14 protein-coding genes are annotated in these 18,883 nt (G+C 66.0%); 8 read left to right on the top strand and 6 right to left on the bottom strand.

Translation table 11 applies throughout. The annotated features are described in order from the left end of the window. Positions 1 to 16 precede the first annotated feature (16 nt). The 5 genes from treY to SOM26_RS01475 all read left to right on the top strand — a co-directional run bounded on the left by treY (position 17) and on the right by SOM26_RS01475 (position 7,215). Positions 17 to 2,416 (top strand): malto-oligosyltrehalose synthase, encoded by a 2,400-nt coding sequence (gene treY / locus SOM26_RS01495; RefSeq protein ID WP_320450958.1) that lies wholly within the window; start codon positions 17 to 19, stop codon positions 2,414 to 2,416. A gap of 9 nt (positions 2,417 to 2,425) precedes the next feature. Further along, positions 2,426 to 3,013 carry a DNA-3-methyladenine glycosylase gene (locus SOM26_RS01490; RefSeq protein WP_320450957.1) on the top strand — a complete coding sequence of 196 codons (588 nt, stop codon included), beginning with the start codon at positions 2,426 to 2,428 and terminating at the stop codon, positions 3,011 to 3,013. 94 nt (positions 3,014 to 3,107) lie between these two features. Next, entirely contained in the window at positions 3,108 to 3,296 is a 189-nt protein-coding gene (locus tag SOM26_RS01485; protein ID WP_320450956.1) for a hypothetical protein, read from the top strand. A 94-nt stretch (positions 3,297 to 3,390) separates the two neighbouring features. Next, the gene (locus SOM26_RS01480; RefSeq protein ID WP_320450955.1) at positions 3,391 to 4,029 is read left to right on the top strand and encodes a retropepsin-like aspartic protease family protein; all 639 of its coding nucleotides are present in this window, start codon (positions 3,391 to 3,393) and stop codon (positions 4,027 to 4,029) included. Positions 4,030 to 4,107: 78 nt separating this feature from the next. Continuing rightward, a complete protein-coding gene (locus SOM26_RS01475; RefSeq protein ID WP_320450954.1) occupies positions 4,108 to 7,215 on the top strand; it encodes a response regulator in 3,108 nt (1,035 codons plus the stop codon). A gap of 383 nt (positions 7,216 to 7,598) precedes the next feature. On the opposite strand, the gene SOM26_RS01470 is transcribed toward SOM26_RS01475, so the two are convergent. Genes SOM26_RS01470 through SOM26_RS01455 form a run of 4 tightly spaced genes read right to left on the bottom strand, consistent with a single transcriptional unit; the run spans position 7,599 to position 12,288 of the window. Continuing rightward, positions 7,599 to 8,927 (bottom strand): ATP-binding protein, encoded by a 1,329-nt coding sequence (locus SOM26_RS01470; RefSeq protein ID WP_320450953.1) that lies wholly within the window; start codon positions 8,925 to 8,927, stop codon positions 7,599 to 7,601. Then, on the bottom strand, positions 8,924 to 9,634 hold the full coding sequence (locus tag SOM26_RS01465) for a response regulator (RefSeq protein ID WP_320450952.1): 711 nt from the start codon (positions 9,632 to 9,634) through the stop codon (positions 8,924 to 8,926). Before SOM26_RS01465 ends, SOM26_RS01470 begins: the two co-directional genes overlap by 4 nt. A gap of 9 nt (positions 9,635 to 9,643) precedes the next feature. After that, the gene (locus SOM26_RS01460) at positions 9,644 to 10,213 is read right to left on the bottom strand and encodes a gamma carbonic anhydrase family protein (protein WP_320451264.1); all 570 of its coding nucleotides are present in this window, start codon (positions 10,211 to 10,213) and stop codon (positions 9,644 to 9,646) included. Next, positions 10,213 to 12,288 (bottom strand): malate synthase G, encoded by a 2,076-nt coding sequence (locus SOM26_RS01455; RefSeq protein WP_320450951.1) that lies wholly within the window; start codon positions 12,286 to 12,288, stop codon positions 10,213 to 10,215. Before SOM26_RS01455 ends, SOM26_RS01460 begins: the two co-directional genes overlap by 1 nt. A gap of 97 nt (positions 12,289 to 12,385) precedes the next feature. On the opposite strand from SOM26_RS01455, the gene SOM26_RS01450 reads away from it, so the two are divergent. After that, on the top strand, positions 12,386 to 13,258 hold the full coding sequence (locus SOM26_RS01450; protein ID WP_320450950.1) for a LysR family transcriptional regulator: 873 nt from the start codon (positions 12,386 to 12,388) through the stop codon (positions 13,256 to 13,258). 80 nt (positions 13,259 to 13,338) lie between these two features. Then, on the top strand, positions 13,339 to 14,277 hold the full coding sequence (locus SOM26_RS01445; protein WP_320450949.1) for a DUF808 domain-containing protein: 939 nt from the start codon (positions 13,339 to 13,341) through the stop codon (positions 14,275 to 14,277). A gap of 13 nt (positions 14,278 to 14,290) precedes the next feature. On the opposite strand, the gene SOM26_RS01440 is transcribed toward SOM26_RS01445, so the two are convergent. Continuing rightward, positions 14,291 to 14,503 carry a DUF5818 domain-containing protein gene (locus SOM26_RS01440; protein ID WP_320450948.1) on the bottom strand — a complete coding sequence of 71 codons (213 nt, stop codon included), beginning with the start codon at positions 14,501 to 14,503 and terminating at the stop codon, positions 14,291 to 14,293. A gap of 45 nt (positions 14,504 to 14,548) precedes the next feature. Then, complete coding sequence (locus tag SOM26_RS01435; RefSeq protein ID WP_320451263.1) at positions 14,549 to 17,545, bottom strand: diguanylate cyclase; 2,997 nt, start codon at positions 17,543 to 17,545, stop codon at positions 14,549 to 14,551. A gap of 237 nt (positions 17,546 to 17,782) precedes the next feature. Between SOM26_RS01435 and dinB the strand changes: the two genes are divergently transcribed. Further along, on the top strand, positions 17,783 to 18,868 hold the full coding sequence (gene dinB, locus SOM26_RS01430; protein ID WP_320451262.1) for a DNA polymerase IV: 1,086 nt from the start codon (positions 17,783 to 17,785) through the stop codon (positions 18,866 to 18,868). Positions 18,869 to 18,883: the final 15 nt, after the last annotated feature.

Raw genomic sequence — 18,883 nt, 5'->3', positions numbered from 1 at the left:
TCGAAGGACGCCGTTCATGACGCCGCGCGCCACCTATCGCCTGCAATTCCACAAGGACTTCCCTTTCGCGAAAGGAGAAGCACTGATCCCCTATCTCGACCGGCTGGGGATCAGCCATGTCTACACCTCGCCGATCACCACGGCCGCCGCCGGATCGATGCACGGTTACGACGTGATCGATCCGACCCGCATCAATCCGGAACTGGGCGGCGAGGATGCGTTTCGCTCGTTGGCGAAGGCGGCGCGGGCAAACGGCCTGGGCGTCATCATCGACATCGTGCCGAACCATATGGGTGTCGCGGGCGGCGGCAACGCCTGGTGGAACGACGTGCTTCGGCACGGCGAGGCCAGTGAATATGCGCGCTTCTTCGACATCGACTGGTCGCGCAAGCTGGTCCTGCCGATCCTGGGCGATCCCCTGGACAAGGTCTTGGACGATGGCCAGATCGCGGTCGAGCGACGCGATGGTCGCGCGGAAATCGTGGCCTATGGCGAGCATCGCCTGCCGCTGCGTGACGAGGATCAGGACGGGGCCGAGGATGCCGCGCTTGGCGACCTGCTCGACCGCCAGCGTTATCGGCTGGCGTCGTGGCGGGTGTCGAACGACGAACTCAACTGGCGTCGTTTCTTCACGATCAACGACCTGGCGGGCTTGCGGGTCGAGGACGAGCATGTCTTCGAGGAAACCCACGCACTTTATTTCCGCCTCTACGCCGAAGGGCTGATCGACGGGGTACGGATCGACCATGTCGATGGCCTCACCGATCCGATCGGCTATTGTCGCACCCTGCGCGAGCGGTTCGATGCGATCCCGCGAGCGGACGGCCATCGCGCCTATATCGTGGTCGAGAAGATCCTGGGCGCCGACGAGCCGATGGGGGACGGCTGGGGCGTCGACGGCACCAGTGGCTACGACTTCATGGAAGAGGTATCCGCCTTGCTCCACGCGCCTGAGGGAACCCGGCCATTGGCCGAACTCTGGGCGCAACTGAGCGGTCGCTCGGCCCATTTCGCGCCCGAGGAATTGCAGGCACGTCAGGATCTCCTCGCCTGGCAGTTCGCGGGGCAGATGGACCAGTGTGTTGAGGCGTTTGCCCAACTTACTGCCTCGGCCGACACCCTCCGGGGATCGCTGACGAAGCCGATGCTTCGCCGCGCGATCGAGCGTTTGCTTTGGGTCTTTCCGGTCTATCGCACCTATGGCCCCGATGCACTGTCCAGCGACGCCGCCATCCGGGTACAGGCGCGTGAACGGGTGGAGCCGCTGCTTCCCCCCGGTGAGGGGTTCGTCGTCGACCAGGTCCTTTCGTGGCTCGCCGGGGAAGGTCCCGGCGATCGGGCCTTGCTGGCCGAGGCGGTGCGGCGCTTTCAGCAACTGTCCGCGCCGATCGCGGCCAAGGCGGTCGAGGATACCGCCTTCTACCGCCACGCCGTCTTGCTCTCCCGCAATGATGTCGGTTTCGATGCGGGCCGCATGAGCCTGTCCATCGCCGCCTTCCATGAGCGGATGAAGGACCGGGCGGCACGCTTCCCGCACGCGATGCTGACCACCGCAACCCACGACCACAAGCGGGGCGAAGATGTGCGCGCCCGTCTGGCGGTGGCCAGCGCGATGCCAGACGCCTGGCGCCAGCAGGTCGAGGCGTGGTGGAACCAGACGGTCCATCTGGCCGAAGGCGTCGATCCCGCCGACTGGTACATGCTGATCCAGACCCTGTTCGGCGCCTGGCCAGAAGACGACGAACGCGATGGGTTTGCCGAGCGTATCGCCGGCTGGCAGGAAAAGTCGCTGCGCGAGGCAAAGCTGCGTTCGTCCTGGGAAGACCCCGACACCGATTACGAGGCGCGCTGCAACGCGCTCGCCAAGACCCTGATCGACGAAGCCGCAGGATCGCCCTTCCGCGATGGTCTTTCGGCGCTTCTCAAGCAAATCGCCCCCGCCGCCCAGGCCAATTCGCTGGCACAGGTCGCATTGCGGTACACGGTGCCCGGTGTTCCCGATTGTTATCAGGGCACCGAGTTCCCCGATCTGAGCCTGGTCGATCCCGACAATCGCCGCCCCGTCGACTATGCCGCACGAGAAGACGCACTCGCCGATGCCGACTGTCCGAAGCAGAAGCTGATCGCCGACTTGCTCGCGCTGCGGCGGGACAATCCCGCACTGTTTCTGGAGGGCACCTACACGCCCCTCTCCGTCACGGGACATGGCCGCGACCGCGTGATTGCTTTCGAGCGACGTCACGCCGACCAGGTGCTGACGTGTATCTTCGGGCTCAGGCTGATGCCGCTGATCGAGGCGAATGGAACGATCGACTGGCGTGATACGGTCGTCGAGACGCATAACGGCACCGTGCGTCTGGCCGAAATGGACGGCGCCGCGCCCATCTGGTTCGAGATGATGAAGAACGGCGCATAAGGCCCAGTGATGCCGCCGCTTCCGCCCGCCTTTTATACGCAGGACGTGGAGGATGCGGCACGCGCGCTGATCGGGGTCGACCTGACTGTCGATGGTGTGGGCGGGACGATCGTCGAAACCGAGGCCTATGACGTCGCCGACCCCGCCTCGCACAGTTTTGCCGGAGCCACGACGCGCAATGCCGCCATGTTCGGCGCGGTTGGCCATGCCTATGTCTATCGCATCTACGGGCTGCACCATTGCCTCAACATCGTGTGCGGATCGCCGGGCAGCGCCGTCCTGATCCGGGCGATCGAGCCCCGGCATGGACTGGCGCGAATGCGGGAACGGCGTGGTGTCGACCGGCCGTTGCGACAGCTTTGTGCCGGGCCGGGACGCCTTTGCGCAGCACTGGCCATCGATCTGGCGTTGAACGGTGCGCCGCTGGACGCCCCGCCATTTCGCTTGACCATGGCCGAACGCCAGGTGCCGGTCGTCACCGGCCCCAGGATCGGCATCACCAAGGCTGCCGATCGGCCTCGTCGTTTCGGATTGCGCGATTCGCCATGGTTGAGCCGCCCTTTTTCCGACACTCCTGCCGCGTCGCAGCGCAATTAATCGGACATTCCTCTTGCGCCGCAGCAACTATTTTCCTTGCCCTTGATGAGTTTTATCGCGAGCGTTCGACAAATAATAACAAAAGGGCGAGTCGATGGAGTGGATCAAGGTCCTGGCGGTGGTTGCCATGGTCTATGGCGTCTGGGCCGCATACCGGTCGCTGGGATCTCCGGTGCTTTATGACGGCGCCCGCTATTTCCGCCAACCTGACGGCAGCTTTCGGCGCTGGTATGGCGGTCGGCGGTTCAGCGCGGACGAAGTCGGCGTCCCCGAACAGGCCTGATCTATCCGGGTGCGGTCAGCGATCATACAGCTGTCCGCCCCTATGATCGCCCCTTCGCGCAACCCATATCGGGTCGCGGAAGGAAAGCCGTTTCATGATACCCGATCTGGGCATTTCGATGCCCGTCGCCGTTGCCGCTGTCGCGATCGTTCTGGCGCTCATGCTGGCACGGCGTGTGCCCATCCTGCGGGTCGCCCTCAACCTGGCGAGTTGGCTTATCCTGGGCGGCCTGCTGCTGGTCATTTTGCAGCAACGCCAGCAATTCGATCCCTATATCCAACGAGCTCTTCAGGTCCTGAACCTCCAGGATCAGAATGTCGTCGGCGACACCGTCCGCATTCGTATGGCGCCCGACGGGCATTTCTGGGCCCGCGTGACGATCGGCGACGTGACGCGCCGGATGCTCGTCGATAGCGGTGCGACGCTGACCGCGCTGTCGACCGGCACCGCGCGAGCCGTTGGACTGCGCCCGACGACACCGGCTTTTCCCGTCATTCTGAACACCGCCAACGGCATGATCCGGGCCGAGACGGCGAAGATCGATTCGCTGCGCATCGGCACGATCCGCGCCGATGCCGTGCCGGTGGTCGTCTCCTCGGCCTTTGGAGAAACCGACGTGCTGGGCATGAATTTCCTGTCGCGCCTGAAAAGCTGGCGGGTCGAGGGCTCGACATTGATCCTGGAGCCGCATCATCCGCAGCCCTTGACCGGTCGCTCAGGAACAACGGTTTAGGGCAACCCCGTGGAACGACACGCATTTGTCGCTTTTCACCGATTGACTTGATGGTGTAGCTTTCTCATGCGTCAACCTATGACTTCTCCCCAGTCGCGCACCATTTCGCTCCCGCCGCAGCTTGAGCATTACATCGCCCAGGCGATCGACGTAGGTGACTTTTCCGACGAACAGACACTGCTGGTCGCCGCGATCGAACGGATGCGGGCCGACGGGCCATTTGCGGACCCCGACGTCTGGCTGGTTGGTGGTGGCGAATGTGGGCAGTTGGTGCGTGAACGCACTTGGTCTGACACCCCCTTGGGGCCGATCAACGACTGGTCCAGCGTCCTGCGCACGACCGTGGCCAATATCGTGCACTCGCCGATCGCCAAGGTCCTGATGTGGGGACCGGATCATGTCATGATCTATAACGACGCCTATCGCAGCATTGCGGGCCCGCGCCACCCGATGGCCTTTGGTGGGCTGGTGTCGCAGGTCTGGCCCGAAATCTGGGACTGGAACCGCGATATTCTGGAGCGCGGCTTCAAGGGCGAAGACATTGCCTATCGCGACCAGGCGTTGGTGGTGACGCGTGCAGGCGTGAAAGAAGAGGTCGTTTTCGATCTTTATTACACGCCCGTCTATTGCGAGCGTGGCCATGTCGGCGGCGTGATGTGCACCGTCGTCGAAAATACCGGTCGCGTTGCGGCCGAGCGGCGGCTGGCCGAAAGCGAGGCGGAATTGCGGGTCATCACCGACTCGCTGCCCGTGCTGGTCGCGCTGGTCGATCGCGACGAGCGCTATCGTTTTGCCAACAGCTATTACCGTGACTTTCTGGGCATCGATCCGGACGCCATGCTGGGCCAGCGGATCAGCGATGTCCTGACCGAAGAGGATTATGCCGAGCGCAGGCCGCTGATCGAACGCGCGCTGGCGGGTGAGACGATTGTCGCCGACGTGCACATGCACCATCGCGACGGGACGCGTCGCCGGGCCGAGACCCGCTATATTCCCCGGCGTGGCCAGGACGGGACGATATTGGGCTTCCATATTCTGGTATTCGACGTCGACGACCGGATGCGTCATTCGGACGCGCTCGAACGGAGCAACCGGCGGTTTCGCGCCGCCATGGATGCGGTGCACGGCGTGTTGTGGACCAACAGCGCCGATGGCCGCATGGTCGGCGAACAGCCCGGCTGGGCTGCGATTACCGGCCAGACGCCCGAGCAGTATCAGGGCTTTGGCTGGGCCAGCGCGGTCCACCCGGAGGACGCCGCGGCCACCATCATCGCCTGGAACGAGGCCGTCGCCGTCAAGGGTATGTTCGTGCACGAACACCGCGTTCGCCGCCATGACGGCGAGTGGCGGACCTTCGCGATCCGGGGCCTGCCCATCATCGGCGAGGACGGCGAGCTGGTCGAATGGGTCGGCGTCCATACCGACATCACCGAACAGCGCGCAGCCGAACAGGCGCTGCGCGACCAGGCCAGCGTCCTGGCACGTCAGGTCCACCACCGCGAGCGCGCGGAAGCGCAACTGCGCCAGCTGAACGAGACGCTGGAAAGCCGCGTGATCGAAGAGATCGCGGAGCGGCGGCAGGCCGAGATGAAGCTGGCCCAATCGCAGAAGATGGAGACGATCGGCAAGCTGACCGGTGGCGTCGCGCACGACTTCAACAACCTGCTGCAGGTGGTGTCGGGCAATCTTCAGCTGCTGGCGAAGGATATTGCGGGCAATGGCCGAGCGGAGCAGCGCGTCGCCAATGCGATGGCGGGCGTCGCGCGCGGGTCCAAGCTTGCCGCGCAACTGCTGGCGTTCGGCCGGCGGCAGGCGCTGGAGCCCAAGGTCGTCAACGTCACGCGCTTCGTCCAGGGCATGGACGACATGCTGCGCCGGGCGATCGGCGAGGGTGTCGAGATCGAGACGATCGTCGGCGGCGGGCTTTGGAACACGTTCATCGACCCCGCCCAGATCGAGAATGCGCTGCTGAACCTGGCGATCAATGCGCGCGACGCGATGGAGGGCCAGGGCAAGCTGACCATCGAGCTGGGCAATGCGCATCTCGACGACGATTATGCGCGCATCCATGACGAGGTGTCGCCCGGCCAATATGTCATGCTCGCGGTGTCCGACACCGGCAGCGGCATGTCCGACGATATCATCCAGAAGGTCTTCGAACCCTTTTTCTCGACCAAGGGCGAGGGCAAGGGGTCGGGCCTGGGCCTGTCGATGGTGTACGGCTTCGTCAAACAGTCGGGCGGCCATGTGAAGATCTATTCCGAGGTCGGCCACGGCACCACGATCAAGCTCTATCTGCCCCGCGCCATGGAGGCCGAGGATGTCGAGGTGTCGGTCGACACCGGACCGGTCACCGGCGGCACCGAGACGGTTCTGGTGGTCGAGGACGATGCCGAAGTCCGCGCGACCGTGGTCGAGCTGCTGTCCGACCTGGGCTACCGAGTGCTCAAGGCGGTCGATGCGCAGAGTGCGCTCAACGTCATCGAGAGCGGCATTCCGATCGACATGCTGTTCACCGACGTCGTCATGCCCGGCACGCTGAAAAGCCCCGAGCTGGCCCGCAAGGCGCGCGAACGGCTGCCCGATATCGCGGTGCTGTTCACCTCGGGCTATACCGAGAATTCGATCGTCCATGGCGGACGCCTGGACAAGGGCGTGGAGCTTTTGTCCAAGCCCTATACCCGCGAGGCGCTGGCCCGGAAATTCCGCCATGTGCTCGCCAACCAGCGCCAGCGGCGAATGGCGACGGGCAGTGCGCCGGCCGCGCGCGAGGAAGCACCCGTCGAGGAACCGCGCAGCCAGCCGCTGCACGACGGCCGCACGATCCTACTGGTCGAGGATGACGACCTGATCCGCGCCAACACCGCGGAAACGTTGCAGGATGCGGGTTTCGTGGTCGTCCATGCGGTGACCGCCGAGGAGGCGATGACCGCGCTGCAGACCGCGCAGATCGATGTGTTGGTGACCGACCTGAACCTGCCGGGCGAGTCGGGCGTGGAACTCGCGGGACGCGCGCGCCAGATGCGACCGACGCTGTCGATCGTGTTTGCGACGGGCGATGGCGGTATGGCGCCGGAGGCCGCAAGACTGGACGCGGCGCTGCTGACCAAACCCTATTCGGCGACACAGTTGATCGCCGCGATCCGGGGCCGGTTGGAAGTTATGGAGCAGACGGCCCAGCGATAAGGCTGGCCGTCTGCCCCTTTCCGGTCGGACTCATGCCGGAGGGGGGCGGCAGGGGAGTCCTTGCGAAACTCGTGAAAACGTAAAATGCCGTGGGGAGGGTTAGCGGGCCTTCCAACCTTCGATGGCGGCGAAAGTGATAATCACGGCCAGCACCAGCAGGGCACCCTGCAGTTCCAGTGCGGTCAAATCGAACTCCATCGTCATCGGATACCTCCCGAGTTGGTGGCTCACACGCGCTGCCCGTCCTGCGCCCCTTGGGGTGACCGAACGAACGACAAATTGGCGAGACCGGCTTTGTCACGAAGGGGTGGAGTGACGCCGCCAATCTCTACCAACTGTAATACGCATTTAGTTTTGCTGTCGTGCAGCGTGAGCGTGACAAATCATGTCCGACAGTGCGGAAGACGTATTTCAGCGCAAAGCCCGCCCTCCGGACGATTGGCAAGCGTCAGTTCGCCGCCCTCGGCCGCCACCACCCGCGCCACGATCGACAGGCCGAGGCCGAAGCCGACCGTATCGCGCCGCCGTGCGGTATCCAGCCGGACAAAGGGCTCGAGCACCAGTTCGAGCGACTCCTCGGGAATGCCCGGACCGTCATCCTCGACACGGATACGCACATCGTCGCCGGGTGCGGCGTGCAGGGTGATGATGGCATGCTCGCCATAGTGCAGGGCGTTCTCGACCAGATTGGTAAGCGCCCGCTTGAACCCGAAACGGCGCAGGCGGCAGTCGAAATGGTCCGGCCCGACATAACGCACGTCGCGGCCGTGATCGACGGCATCGTCGGCCAGATTGGCGCACAGGATCGCCAAGTCGGTCAATTCCGGCTGCTCGGCATCCCCGTCCCCGCCCAGAAAGGCGAGGAGCGAGGCGACCATGGCTTCCATCTCCTCGATATCGGTCCCGATCGCCTCGCGCACCTCGTCGTCATGGATGGCATCGGCGCGCAGACGCAAGCGGGCGAGCGGGGTGCGCAGGTCGTGGCCGACCGCCGCCAGCGCGCGGGTGCGCTCGTCAATCAGACGGCCGATACGCGCCTGCATCCGGTTGAAGGCGCGGGTGACGTGGCGGACCTCGCCCGGCCCCCGCTCCGGTACGATCAGCGGAGCACCCTGCCCGCCCTGCCCTCGACCGAGCTTGTCGGCGGCGCGCGCCAGCATCCGCAGCGGTTGAAGGATACGCCCGATCAGCGCTCCACTGAGCAGCATCAGCGCGATCGCCGGGATCAGCGCCAGCAGCACGCGGCCCAGCGCCAGGTCGAGGGTCCGTACCCCTTCGCGCATCCGGAAGCTGAGCAGCGTGCCGTCGTCCAGCCGCAAATCACCCGAGACGACCGAGGTCCGCCCCGGCGAGGTCAGTCGCAGATGGATGTCGGTGGCCGCCAGTGTCGGCTCCCAGTCGACGATCTGGCGGCGCATGCTGTCCATCGCCGGGGCGATGGTCGGACGCGGCAAGGCGGACGGCGACCAGCTGACGATATAACGGTCGGTGGTCAGTTCCTCGGCCACCTCGGGCCGTTCGACGGCGGGACGCTCGTTCAGGACGCGGCGCGCCACGATCAGATGCTCGGCCAGCCGCCGCGCCTCGTCATCGCGGACCGAGACGTGGCTGGCACGCTCGTAGAGATAGGTGGAGACGGCGAATTCGATCGTCACCGCCAGCAGCAGGATCGCGACGATCCGGCCGAGCAGGCCGATCGAGGGGCGGATCACCGCCGCTCCACCGGCACGTTCAGCATATAGCCGACGCCGCGGACGGTGACGATCGGGGCCGCCCCACCCGCGCCCGACAATTTGCGGCGCAGACGGCTGACCAACACGTCGATGCTGCGGTCCGAGCTGTCGCCGATCCGGGCACGTGACAGCTCGATCAGGCGCTCGCGCGCCACGACGCGCTGGGCGTTGTCGAGAAACGCGACCAGCAGGTCGAACTCCGCCCCCGTCAACTCGACCTGTGCGCCCGACGGCGACATCAGCTCGCGACGCGGCAGATTGGCGGTCCAGCCGTCGAAGCCCAATATGCCTGCCTCGCGCTCGCCGGGTGAGTTCTCCAGGCCGCCGCGACGCAGGACGGCGCGGATGCGTGCCACCAGTTCGCGGGTCCCGAACGGCTTGGCCAGATAATCGTCCGCCCCCAGTTCCAGCCCGACGACCCGGTCGACCTCGCTCCCCTTGGCGCTGATGAAGATGATAGGGACGCTGCTCTTCTGACGGACCTGCCGACACAGGTCGATGCCGCTGGTGCCGGGCAGCATGATGTCGAGCAGGATCAGGTCGATCTGCCCGACGTCCAGGGCCTGCCACATTTCAGGGGCGGCGTTGGCCAGCTTGACGGCAAAGCCGTTTTCCTGAAGCGCACGAGCGGTCAGGGTGCGAAGGGCGGGATCGTCCTCGACGATCAGGATGGTGGGCGGGGTCACCCCGCTTGGCTAGGCAGGTGTGACGCCGCCGTCAACGATCGGGTCGGAACGATCCTTGTCCAATGGACGCAAATGTGCGGCATAATGTGCGGCGCGCGCGGCATAGCCGTCGGCCGATCCACGCAGCCGTTCGACCTCCCCGGGCTCCAGCATCCGCACCGCTCGCGCAGGCGCTCCGACGATCAGGCTGCCGGGTGCGAAGACCTTTCCTTCCGTCACCAGCGCCCCCGCCCCGACCAGCGAGCCTGCCCCGATGACCGCATCGTTCAGCACGGTCGCTCCCATACCGATCAGGCATCCCTCGCCGATCGTGCAGCCGTGCAGGACCGCCCGGTGCCCGACCGTGCAATCCGCACCGATGGTCAGCGGGCTGCCCGGATCGGAATGCAGCACGGCGCCGTCCTGAATGTTCGTTCGCGCGCCCACATGGATGACGCCGTTATCCGCGCGCAGGACCGCGCCGAACCACAGACTGACCTGTTCGCCCAGCACCGCCCGGCCGATCACGTCGGCGGACGGCGCGATCCAGGCGGTGTCGTGTACCTCGGGACGGTCATCCCCAATGCCGTATAGCGGCATCACGCCATCTCCGCCTGATCGGCCCGCTGCTTGGCGGCCTGTCGATATCGATGAAGCAATGGTTCGGTATATCCGTTGGGCTGGTCCATTCCCTGAAAGATCAGCGCCCGTGCCGCCGTCAGGGCAAGGCCGGCCGGATCGTCCGACATCCGTCGATAGGCCGGATCGCCGCCATTCTGCGCATCGACCTTTGCCGCCATCCGCATCAGCGCGGCCTCCGCCTGTTCGGCGCTGACGATACCGTGATGCAGCCAGTTCGCGATATGCTGCGACGAGATGCGCAAGGTTGCCCTGTCCTCCATCAACCCGACATCGTCCAGGTCGGGAACCTTGGAACAGCCCACCCCCTGGTCGATCCAGCGGACGACATAGCCGAGCAGCCCTTGCGCATTGTTGTCGAGCTCGGCGGCGATTTCCTCGGCATTCCAGTCCGGCGCGGAGGCGACGGGCGGTGCCAGCAGCCGATCGAGCGAGGCGATCGGTTCGACGGCACGCTCCTGCTGGCGGGCGGCAACGTCGATCCGGTGATAATGGGTGGCATGGAGCGTCGCAGCGGTCGGCGACGGAACCCAGGCGGTGTTGGCGCCTGCTCCGGGGTGCCCACCTTTCTGGGCGAGCATATCGGCCATGCGATCGGGTGCCGCCCACATGCCCTTCCCGATCTGAGCACGCCCCGCAAAGCCGCAGGCCAGCCCGATCTGGACGTTGCGATCCTCATAGGCGGCGATCCAGTCGCATGCCTTCATCGCGGCTTTGCGCACCATCGGCCCGGCCAGCATGGCGGTGTGGATCTCGTCGCCGGTACGATCCAGGAAGCCGGTGTTGATGAAGACGATGCGGTCCTTCACCGCATGGATGCAGGCCGCGAGGTTGGCCGAGGTGCGCCGTTCCTCGTCCATGACGCCGATCTTGATACGATGCCGCTCCAGCCCCAGCAGATCCTCGACCGCATCGAACAGACGGTCGGCAAAGCCGACCTCTTCCGGCCCGTGCATCTTGGGCTTCACGATATAGATCGAGCCGGGACGCCGCATCGCGATCAGGCTGGTCACGATGGCGTCCAATATACTCTCGGGCGCTTCGGACCCGTCGGCCAGCCGGAGCGCGGGTGTCGTCATCAGGTGGCCGACATTGCGCACGAATAACAGGCTGCGCCCGGCCAGCGTGAAGGACGTACCGTCGGGGGCATGATAGCTTCGGTCGGATGCCAGTTTGCGCGTGATCGTCTGGCCGCCTTTTTCGACCGGCGCGGTCAACGTACCGTCGATCAGGCCCAGCCAGTGCGCATAGCCCGCGACCTTGTCCTCGGCATCGACGGCCGCGATCGAGTCCTCCAAGTCGCAGATCGTGGTCAGCGCCGACTCCAGGACGATGTCAGCAATCCCGGCGGCATCGCTCCGTCCGACGGGATGGCTCGGGTCCACGACGATCTCGATATGCAGGCCATGGTTGCGGAACAGCCACCCCGTCGCGCTGCGCCCCCGAAACTGCCCCGGATCGCGCAAGGCCGCCACCGCCTGCGCCATGTCAGTCACCCCGCTCCATCCGCCCTCGATCGGCAAGGCATCGTCGAGAAAGGCGCGGGCCCAGGCGATGACCGCGGCCCCGCGCTCGGGATCATAGCCCTTGGCCGAGGACGGCGGCGCGATGGCATCGGTGCCGTACAGGGCGTCATACAGGCTGCCCCAGCGCGCATTGGCCGCATTCAGCAGGAAGCGGGCGTTGAGCATCGGCACGACCAGTTGCGGACCGGCCAGCAGGGCGACCTCGGCATCGACGTCGTGCGGGGTGATGGTAAAGGGCGCGGGTTCCGGGACCAGATACCCGATCTCGGTCAAAAAGGCGCGTTGGCTGGCCCCGTCGCATCCACCGCCCTGCCGATACCAGTCATCGATCCGCCCCTGCAACGCGTCGCGCCTGGCCAGCAAGGCGGCATTTTGGGGTGCGAAACGCCCGAAAATACCTGCAACCCCCGCCCAGAATGAGTCGACGGACAGGCCGCTCGCCGGAAGTGCCCGATCCTCCAGGAACCGCACCAGCGCAGGTGCGACCGACAGGCCGTGGCGTTGCATCATGGCGTCTCTCCCTCATGGCGTGTGCGGGACGATAGGGCATCGCCATTGCGGGTCATAGAGCGCATGATCGCAGGACTGTCGATCGCTGGAGGAACGAATGGATCCCGATATCGCGCTGTTCGTCGACGTGATCCGCGAAGGGAGCCTGGCGGGCGGCGCTCGCGTCTGGCTCTTGTCGCCTGCGATGGTCTCGAAGCGCATCGCGCGGCTCGAGGCGCGGATGGGGGTCCGGCTGCTTCACCGGACGACCCGTCGTTTGTCGCCGACACCAGCGGGGGCCGCCTTCCATGCCGAAGTCGCCCCGCTGATCGCGAGCCTTCGGACGGCGCAGGCCCGGATGGTACAGACGGCCGGCAGCCCGGCCGGCCCCTTGTCGGTCAGCGCGCCGACCTCGTTCGGCCGCCTGTGGATCGCACCCTTCATGCCGGCCTTTCTTGACCGCTTTCCCGATGTCCGGCTGAAGATCGAGCTCAGCGACGATTTCGTCGACCTGCTGGATGGCGGCATCGACCTGGCGATCCGCATCACGGCCACACCGCCGCCGGGGCTGGGGGCGTTTCGGCTGGCCGACAATCGCCGCATATTGTGCGCCAGCCCGACCTATCTGACAGCCGCGAGCACACCCGAGACGATCGCGGCGCTTCGCCAGCATCGGTTGCTGGCTGCCAAGGGCCAACTGCCATGGCGTTTGACCGGCGCGACGATCAACGGCGAGAGCGCGGTCGAAACGCATAGCAGCGAGATGGTGCGCGAACTCGCCCTGGCGGGCGGCGGCATCGCGCTGCGTTCGCTCTGGGACGTGGCCGATGCGTTGACCGACGGGCGGCTTGTCCGGGTGCTGCCCGCTTATGAAGGGTCGGTGGCGGTCGGTATCTGGGCCTTGCACGCGCCTGTCGGGGCACCTGCGGCCGTACCGGCGCTGCTCGACCATCTGACCAGGCAGTGGCGCGATGCGACGTGGCTGACATGACGACTTCGTCATTTTTCCGTGCATCGCCACGGCCCAGGCTCTAGGCACGGGCCAAATGGATCATAGGGAGTAGCGGTTCGATGGCAGGGGGTCTTGTCGCATTGCTCGACGATGTGGCGGCAATCGCGAAGCTGGCGGCGGCATCGCTGGACGACGTTGCGGGCGCTTCGGCCCGTGCCGGTGCCAAGGCGGCAGGTGTGGTCATCGACGATACGGCGGTAACGCCGCGCTATGTCGTCGGCTTGGCGCCGCAGCGGGAATTGCCGATCATCGGCAAGATCGCGTTGGGGTCGCTGCGCAACAAGCTGATCTTCCTGCTGCCCGCCGCCCTATTACTCAGCGCCTTTGCGCCCTGGGCGATCACGCCCATCCTGATGGCGGGCGGTGCCTTCCTGTGCTTCGAGGCGAGCGAGAAAATCCTCGAGACGCTGACGGGCGGGCATGAGGAAGCGGCCGACGCCGCGCCGGTCGATGCCAAGGTGCTGGAAGACCGCCAGGTATCCGGGGCGATCCGTACCGACCTGATCCTGTCGGGGGAGATCATGGCGATCGCTCTGTCCGAACTGCCCGATATGGCGATCGGGACCCAGGCGATCGCGCTGGCCCTGGTCGGTATCGCCATTACGGTCGGCGTCTACGGCGTGGTCGCCGCGATCGTGAAGATGGACGATATCGGCCTGCACCTCGCCGCCCGCGAGGGACGTGTGTCGCAATCGGTCGGCCGTGGCCTGGTCAAGGCTATGCCCGTCGTACTGAAGGTCCTGGCCATCGTCGGCACCGCTGCGATGGTGTGGGTCGGCGGCGGCATCATCGTCCACGGCATGGAAGAATTCGGCTTCACCACCCTGCCCCATCTGATCCACGACACCGCCCATCATGCCGGAGAAGCCACGCCGGTGGCGGGCGGTGCCGTCGCATGGTTCGTCGGTGCGGTCGGCTCCGCGATCATCGGGTTGATCGTCGGCGCAGTCATCGTCGGTGTCCTGCACCTCATACCCCGGCGCGGCGCCAGCCACTGAGGGTTTGGGGCAGTCAACCGCCCCGAACGCCCTCCACCTCGATCAGTCCGGCGCCCAGCATCCGCCCCGTAACCGTGACGGACTTTCCAACATGGTCGACCGGGACCCGCATTAACCGCAATTCGGTCAATGATCCGTCATCACCTTGTAGGATGAAGGCGCCGCCTTGCCGGATCAGGCGGCCGCTGCGGGTGACGAGGGTGTCGGGTGATACGTCAGGCGTCATGAGGCATGGCAACACGGCCCTTCGCCGCCGGTTCCGTGCCGCCGATCACGCCGCCCGCGCAACCCGGTCGCGACCGCCACGCTTGGCATCGTAAAGCGCCGCGTCGGCCCGTTGGATCATCGCCCCGACCGGTTCGTCCGGCTGCCACTCCGCGATCCCCGCGCTGATGGTGACGGCGACGGCCTGGTCGCCGACGGTGACTGGTCGCTCGGCTATGGCTTGCCGCACCCGCTCGATGATAGCCGTCGCCATGTCCAGCGTGGTGCCGGGGAGCAGGATCGCGATCTCCTCCCCGCCATAGCGCGACAGGGTATCGTCGACCCGAACCCCCTGTTGCAGGCGCGCCGACAGTTGGACGAGAACCTCGTCGCCTACGCTATGGCCGTGGCGATCGTTGATCCGCTTGAAGTGATCGACGTCCAGCAAGGCAAAGGTGAAGGCGTCGCCATGATCGACGGCCTGCCCGCGCGCCGCCTCCAGCCGGGTCATCAGCGTTCGGCGGTTCGCCAGGCCGGTCAGCGGATCGGTGCTGGCCAGACGGTCGAGCTGTTCGTTGGCACGGCGGAGTTCGCCGGTCCGCTCCTCGACCATCGCCTCCAATACCCTGGCGCGGCGGCGGACGACGGTGGTGACCGCCCAGAAGCTGCATGCCAGCACCATCAGGCCCAAAGCCACAAAGCCGAGCCGTGCGGGCCACGTCTCATACCATTGCGGGTCGACCGTGATCAGGATGCGCTGGGTCACGGTCTGCGCGGCGAGGCCCGGCACGCTTGCCCTGAGCAGCAGCCAGTAATTGCCCGCGGGAAGGTTGGTATAGGTCGCGTCCGCCGGCGTCCCCGGCGCCACGTTCATCCATCTCCGGTCGAAGCCCTCCAGCCGATAGCCATAGCGGACCTCCTCGGGCGCCGCGAAATCGGTCAGTGCAAAACTGACGCGCAGGGTCCGTCCGTCACGCCCGAGACGCAGCCCCCAGGACGACGCGGCGGAATCGATCGTGACGGGGCGACCATCGATCTCGGCCGCGCTGACGATCAGCGATGCGGTGCCGACCCGGTTGTCGCGGCTCAGGAGCACATCCGGCTGCAGGATCATCAGCCCGTCGGGCGATCCGAACAGCAGCGAGCCGTCATCGGTCCGCGCCGCCGCGCGCTGGTTGAACGCGCTGGTGCCGCCGCCGTCGCGCTGGCTCATGACGCGCACCCGGCGCCCGGCGGGATCGATCACCGAAATACCACCCGCGCTCGCCACCCAGATCCGACGACGGGCATCGAGCGTCAGCGAGGCGACGTTGTCCCCCGCCAGACCATCCGCTTCGGTGATCGCGTGAAAGCGCCAGCCGTTCGCGACCGCGCGCCCGATACCGACGCCGCCATAGGTCCCGACCCAGATATCGCGGCCCATGGAGACGATCGAACCCGCATAATCCTGCGGCAGGTTGGCGGCTTGACCGACCTTGCTGGAGAAATGGACGAAACGCCCGGTGCGCAGGTCGAGCAATCCCAATCCGGCGGGCGTCGCGACCAGCGCCGATGTCGGCGATCGGACGACGATGTTGATGACTTCGTTGTTGGGCAGGCTGGTCGGATCGGAGGCATCGTGATGGAACACGCGCACCTGCCCAGTGACCCGATCGCGGACGAACAGCCCCTTATAGGTTCCGATCAGCAACGCTCCCGGCGTCTCGGCCAGCGAGATGACCGGCAGGTCGCCCAGTCCGGGGACGTCGATGGCGTGTGTCGCCAGCGTCCGAGGATCGACCGCCATGACCCCACGCGCGCCGACCAGGATGGAGCCGTCACTCGATTCGAGCAGCGCCTTGATATCCTGCCCGCCATGCTGCCCCGGCAGGGTCAGGTGACGGACAAGGCCCCGTTCACGGTCCAGGGCATCGATCGACCCATTGCTGAAACCCAGCCAGATCAGGCCCCGCCGATCGACCATGATCCCGCGGACATTGTCCTCGGACAGCGACTTGCGCGGGTCGGGCATCGCCGATCCGATCCGCAGCACGCCGCCGCCCGGCCCGCGTGTCCGTGCCGCGCCCATCTCGGTCGCCGCCCAGATTCCGCCCGACCCGTCCAGCGCCAGCGCCCGAACCGTATCACCCGCGAGCGATAGCGGATTGGCGGCCAGATGGCGGATCGGCAGTATGGCGAACCCTCGCGCCGGGTCGATCAGCAGGATCCCACTGCCGTCGGTCGCCGCCCATATCCGTCCATGCCCGTCCTCCAGCAAGGCGCGGATGGTCCGATGCCCGACCAGCGGCGATTGCCCGGCCAGTCCCGGCAACTGGGTGAAGCGCGGATTTCCTCCCCGGTCCGAGGTCGTGTAGATGCCGTCGGAACCCGTCCCGACCCAAAGCCGCCCCTGCCGGTCACGCTGGATCGCCCAGACGTCGCGGTCTGGCGCCTTGGTGTTCATGACGATACGGACGAAGGTGCGGCTATGCGGCGCACGCGACCAGAGCCCCTCCTCCGCCCCCGCCCAGACGCGGCCGTCCGTGTCACGGTAAACGGCGAAAACGGTCTGAACCTCGCCTTTGCGATTGCGGATCGCATGGGCGGCCATCGGATCGATCCGGTCCGAACCCGCGGCGACATGATGCACCCCGCCGTCCGATGCGACAAAGGCCCCGCCCGCACCGTCGGGTGAGAAACCAAAGATACGCGTTCCCGCGCGCTGGCCCTTCGCGCTCAGGCGCAGGAAGCGTCCGGTCCTCGAATCGTAGCGCGCCAGGCCTCCGACATTCGTTCCGATCAGCAACCCGCCATCCGGCAGCGCCATCAGCGATCGTACGTAATTGTCGGGCAGCGAGTAGGGGTCGGACAGGCGCTGCTTGTAGCTGCGCACGCGTTGCCCATCATAGCGGGTCAGGCCGCCGCGCGTGCCGATCCACATGGTGCCGTCGCGCGCGCGGGCCACCGCCGTGGTAGTCACGTGCGGCAGGCTCACCGCGTCCCCCAACCGGGAGAAGGTGGCCCATTGCCATGCCGCCCAAGGATCGCTCCGCTCGGCCCCGGCCGTCATCGGCAGGATCGACATCAGGAGCAAGAGGGCCGCGGCACCCAAGGATCGAAGATGTGTCAAACAATCGTCCTGCCCATTTCCATAAGACAGATCCTATAAGGGCAAGTTAATGGGAACGGCCATCTCGGCCCCACATGATCAAGGGGTTGACGATGAAGCCCTGTTCCTGTTTCGTTTTACCGGCGTGCAGCAAGCGACTATGTGACCGTCATGGGCTCCCCGGTGCCAAACTATTCCAGTCCGACCAATGCGATGGCGACTCAGGATGGACGCAAGATCATCCATGTCGATATGGACGCCTTCTATGCTTCGGTCGAACAGCGGGATGACCCCAGTCTTCGCGGACGACCGGTGGCGGTGGGGGGATCGCGGCGGCGGGGTGTCGTTGCGGCGGCCAGCTATGAGGCGCGAACATTTGGGGTGCGCTCGGCCATGCCATCTGTCACCGCCGCCCGCCGCTGTCCCGAAATCGTCTTCGTGCCGCCGCGCTTCGATGTGTATCGTGAAGTATCGGGGCAGATCCGCACGGTCTTTGCCCGCTACACCGATTTGATCGAGCCGCTGTCGCTCGACGAGGCCTATCTCGATGTGACGGAAGACCGCGCCAGGCTGGGCTCGGCAACCGCTATCGCGGCGGCGATCCGCGCCGCGATCAAGGCCGAGACGGGGCTCACCGCCTCCGCCGGGGTCAGCTACAACAAGTTCATCGCCAAGCTGGCCTCCGACCAGAACAAGCCCGATGGCCTGTGCGTCATTCCCCCGGCACATGGCGCGGCCTTCGTCGCCGCATTGCCGGTCAAGCGGTTTCACGGTGTTGGACCAGTGACCGCCCGCAAGATGGAGGCGTTGGGAATCCTGACGGGCCAGGACCTGCGGGACCGACCGTTCGACTTTCTGCAACGTCATTTCGGCAGCTATGCCGATTATCTGTATGGCGCAGCGCGGGGGATCGACCATCGGCCGGTTCGTGCCCAGCGCATCGCGAAGTCGGTCGGGGCCGAACGGACGTTCGAGGAAGATCTGTCGGACCGCGAGGGGCTGCACGCCGCGTTGGAGCGCGTCGTCGATGCCGCCTGGACACGTATCGCGCGCAATGGTGTGTCGGGGCGCACCGTGACGCTGAAGCTGCGATACAGCGATTTTCGAACCATCACCCGGGCACGCTCGACGAGCCAGCCCGTTGGCGACCGCGCGCAGTTCCTGGCGATCGGTCTGGACCTACTCGACCAGCAGTTGCCGGTCACGGGCGGCGTCAGGCTGCTCGGCCTGACCATGTCGGGCTTGGTCGAGCAGGAGGAGGATCGGAACGTACCGCGGCAGCCCGAACTGCCACTGTGACGATCATCGCTTTCG

The organism is Sphingomonas sp. CFBP8993, from assembly GCF_034044895.1.
Classification (GTDB): Bacteria; Pseudomonadota; Alphaproteobacteria; order Sphingomonadales; family Sphingomonadaceae; genus Sphingomonas.
Note: the sequence above shows the minus strand (reverse complement) of the source record. Positions and strands in the feature narration are given on the sequence as shown.

Excerpts from the sequence above, each read along its gene's own strand:
- dinB (WP_320451262.1), top strand. The coding sequence starts at position 17,783 with ATGGCGACTCAGGATGGACGCAAGATCATCCATGTCGATATGGACGCC.
- SOM26_RS01485 (WP_320450956.1), top strand. The coding sequence starts at position 3,108 with ATGGAGTGGATCAAGGTCCTGGCGGTGGTTGCCATGGTCTATGGCGTC.
- SOM26_RS01490 (WP_320450957.1), top strand. The coding sequence starts at position 2,426 with ATGCCGCCGCTTCCGCCCGCCTTTTATACGCAGGACGTGGAGGATGCG.
- SOM26_RS01475 (WP_320450954.1), top strand. The coding sequence starts at position 4,108 with ATGACTTCTCCCCAGTCGCGCACCATTTCGCTCCCGCCGCAGCTTGAG.
- treY (WP_320450958.1), top strand. The coding sequence starts at position 17 with ATGACGCCGCGCGCCACCTATCGCCTGCAATTCCACAAGGACTTCCCT.
- SOM26_RS01445 (WP_320450949.1), top strand. The coding sequence starts at position 13,339 with ATGGCAGGGGGTCTTGTCGCATTGCTCGACGATGTGGCGGCAATCGCG.
- SOM26_RS01435 (WP_320451263.1), bottom strand. The coding sequence starts at position 17,545 with ATGTCGATCCTGCCGATGACGGCCGGGGCCGAGCGGAGCGATCCTTGG.
- SOM26_RS01480 (WP_320450955.1), top strand. The coding sequence starts at position 3,391 with ATGATACCCGATCTGGGCATTTCGATGCCCGTCGCCGTTGCCGCTGTC.
- SOM26_RS01460 (WP_320451264.1), bottom strand. The coding sequence starts at position 10,213 with ATGCCGCTATACGGCATTGGGGATGACCGTCCCGAGGTACACGACACC.
- SOM26_RS01455 (WP_320450951.1), bottom strand. The coding sequence starts at position 12,288 with ATGATGCAACGCCACGGCCTGTCGGTCGCACCTGCGCTGGTGCGGTTC.
- SOM26_RS01440 (WP_320450948.1), bottom strand. The coding sequence starts at position 14,503 with ATGACGCCTGACGTATCACCCGACACCCTCGTCACCCGCAGCGGCCGC.
- SOM26_RS01450 (WP_320450950.1), top strand. The coding sequence starts at position 12,386 with ATGGATCCCGATATCGCGCTGTTCGTCGACGTGATCCGCGAAGGGAGC.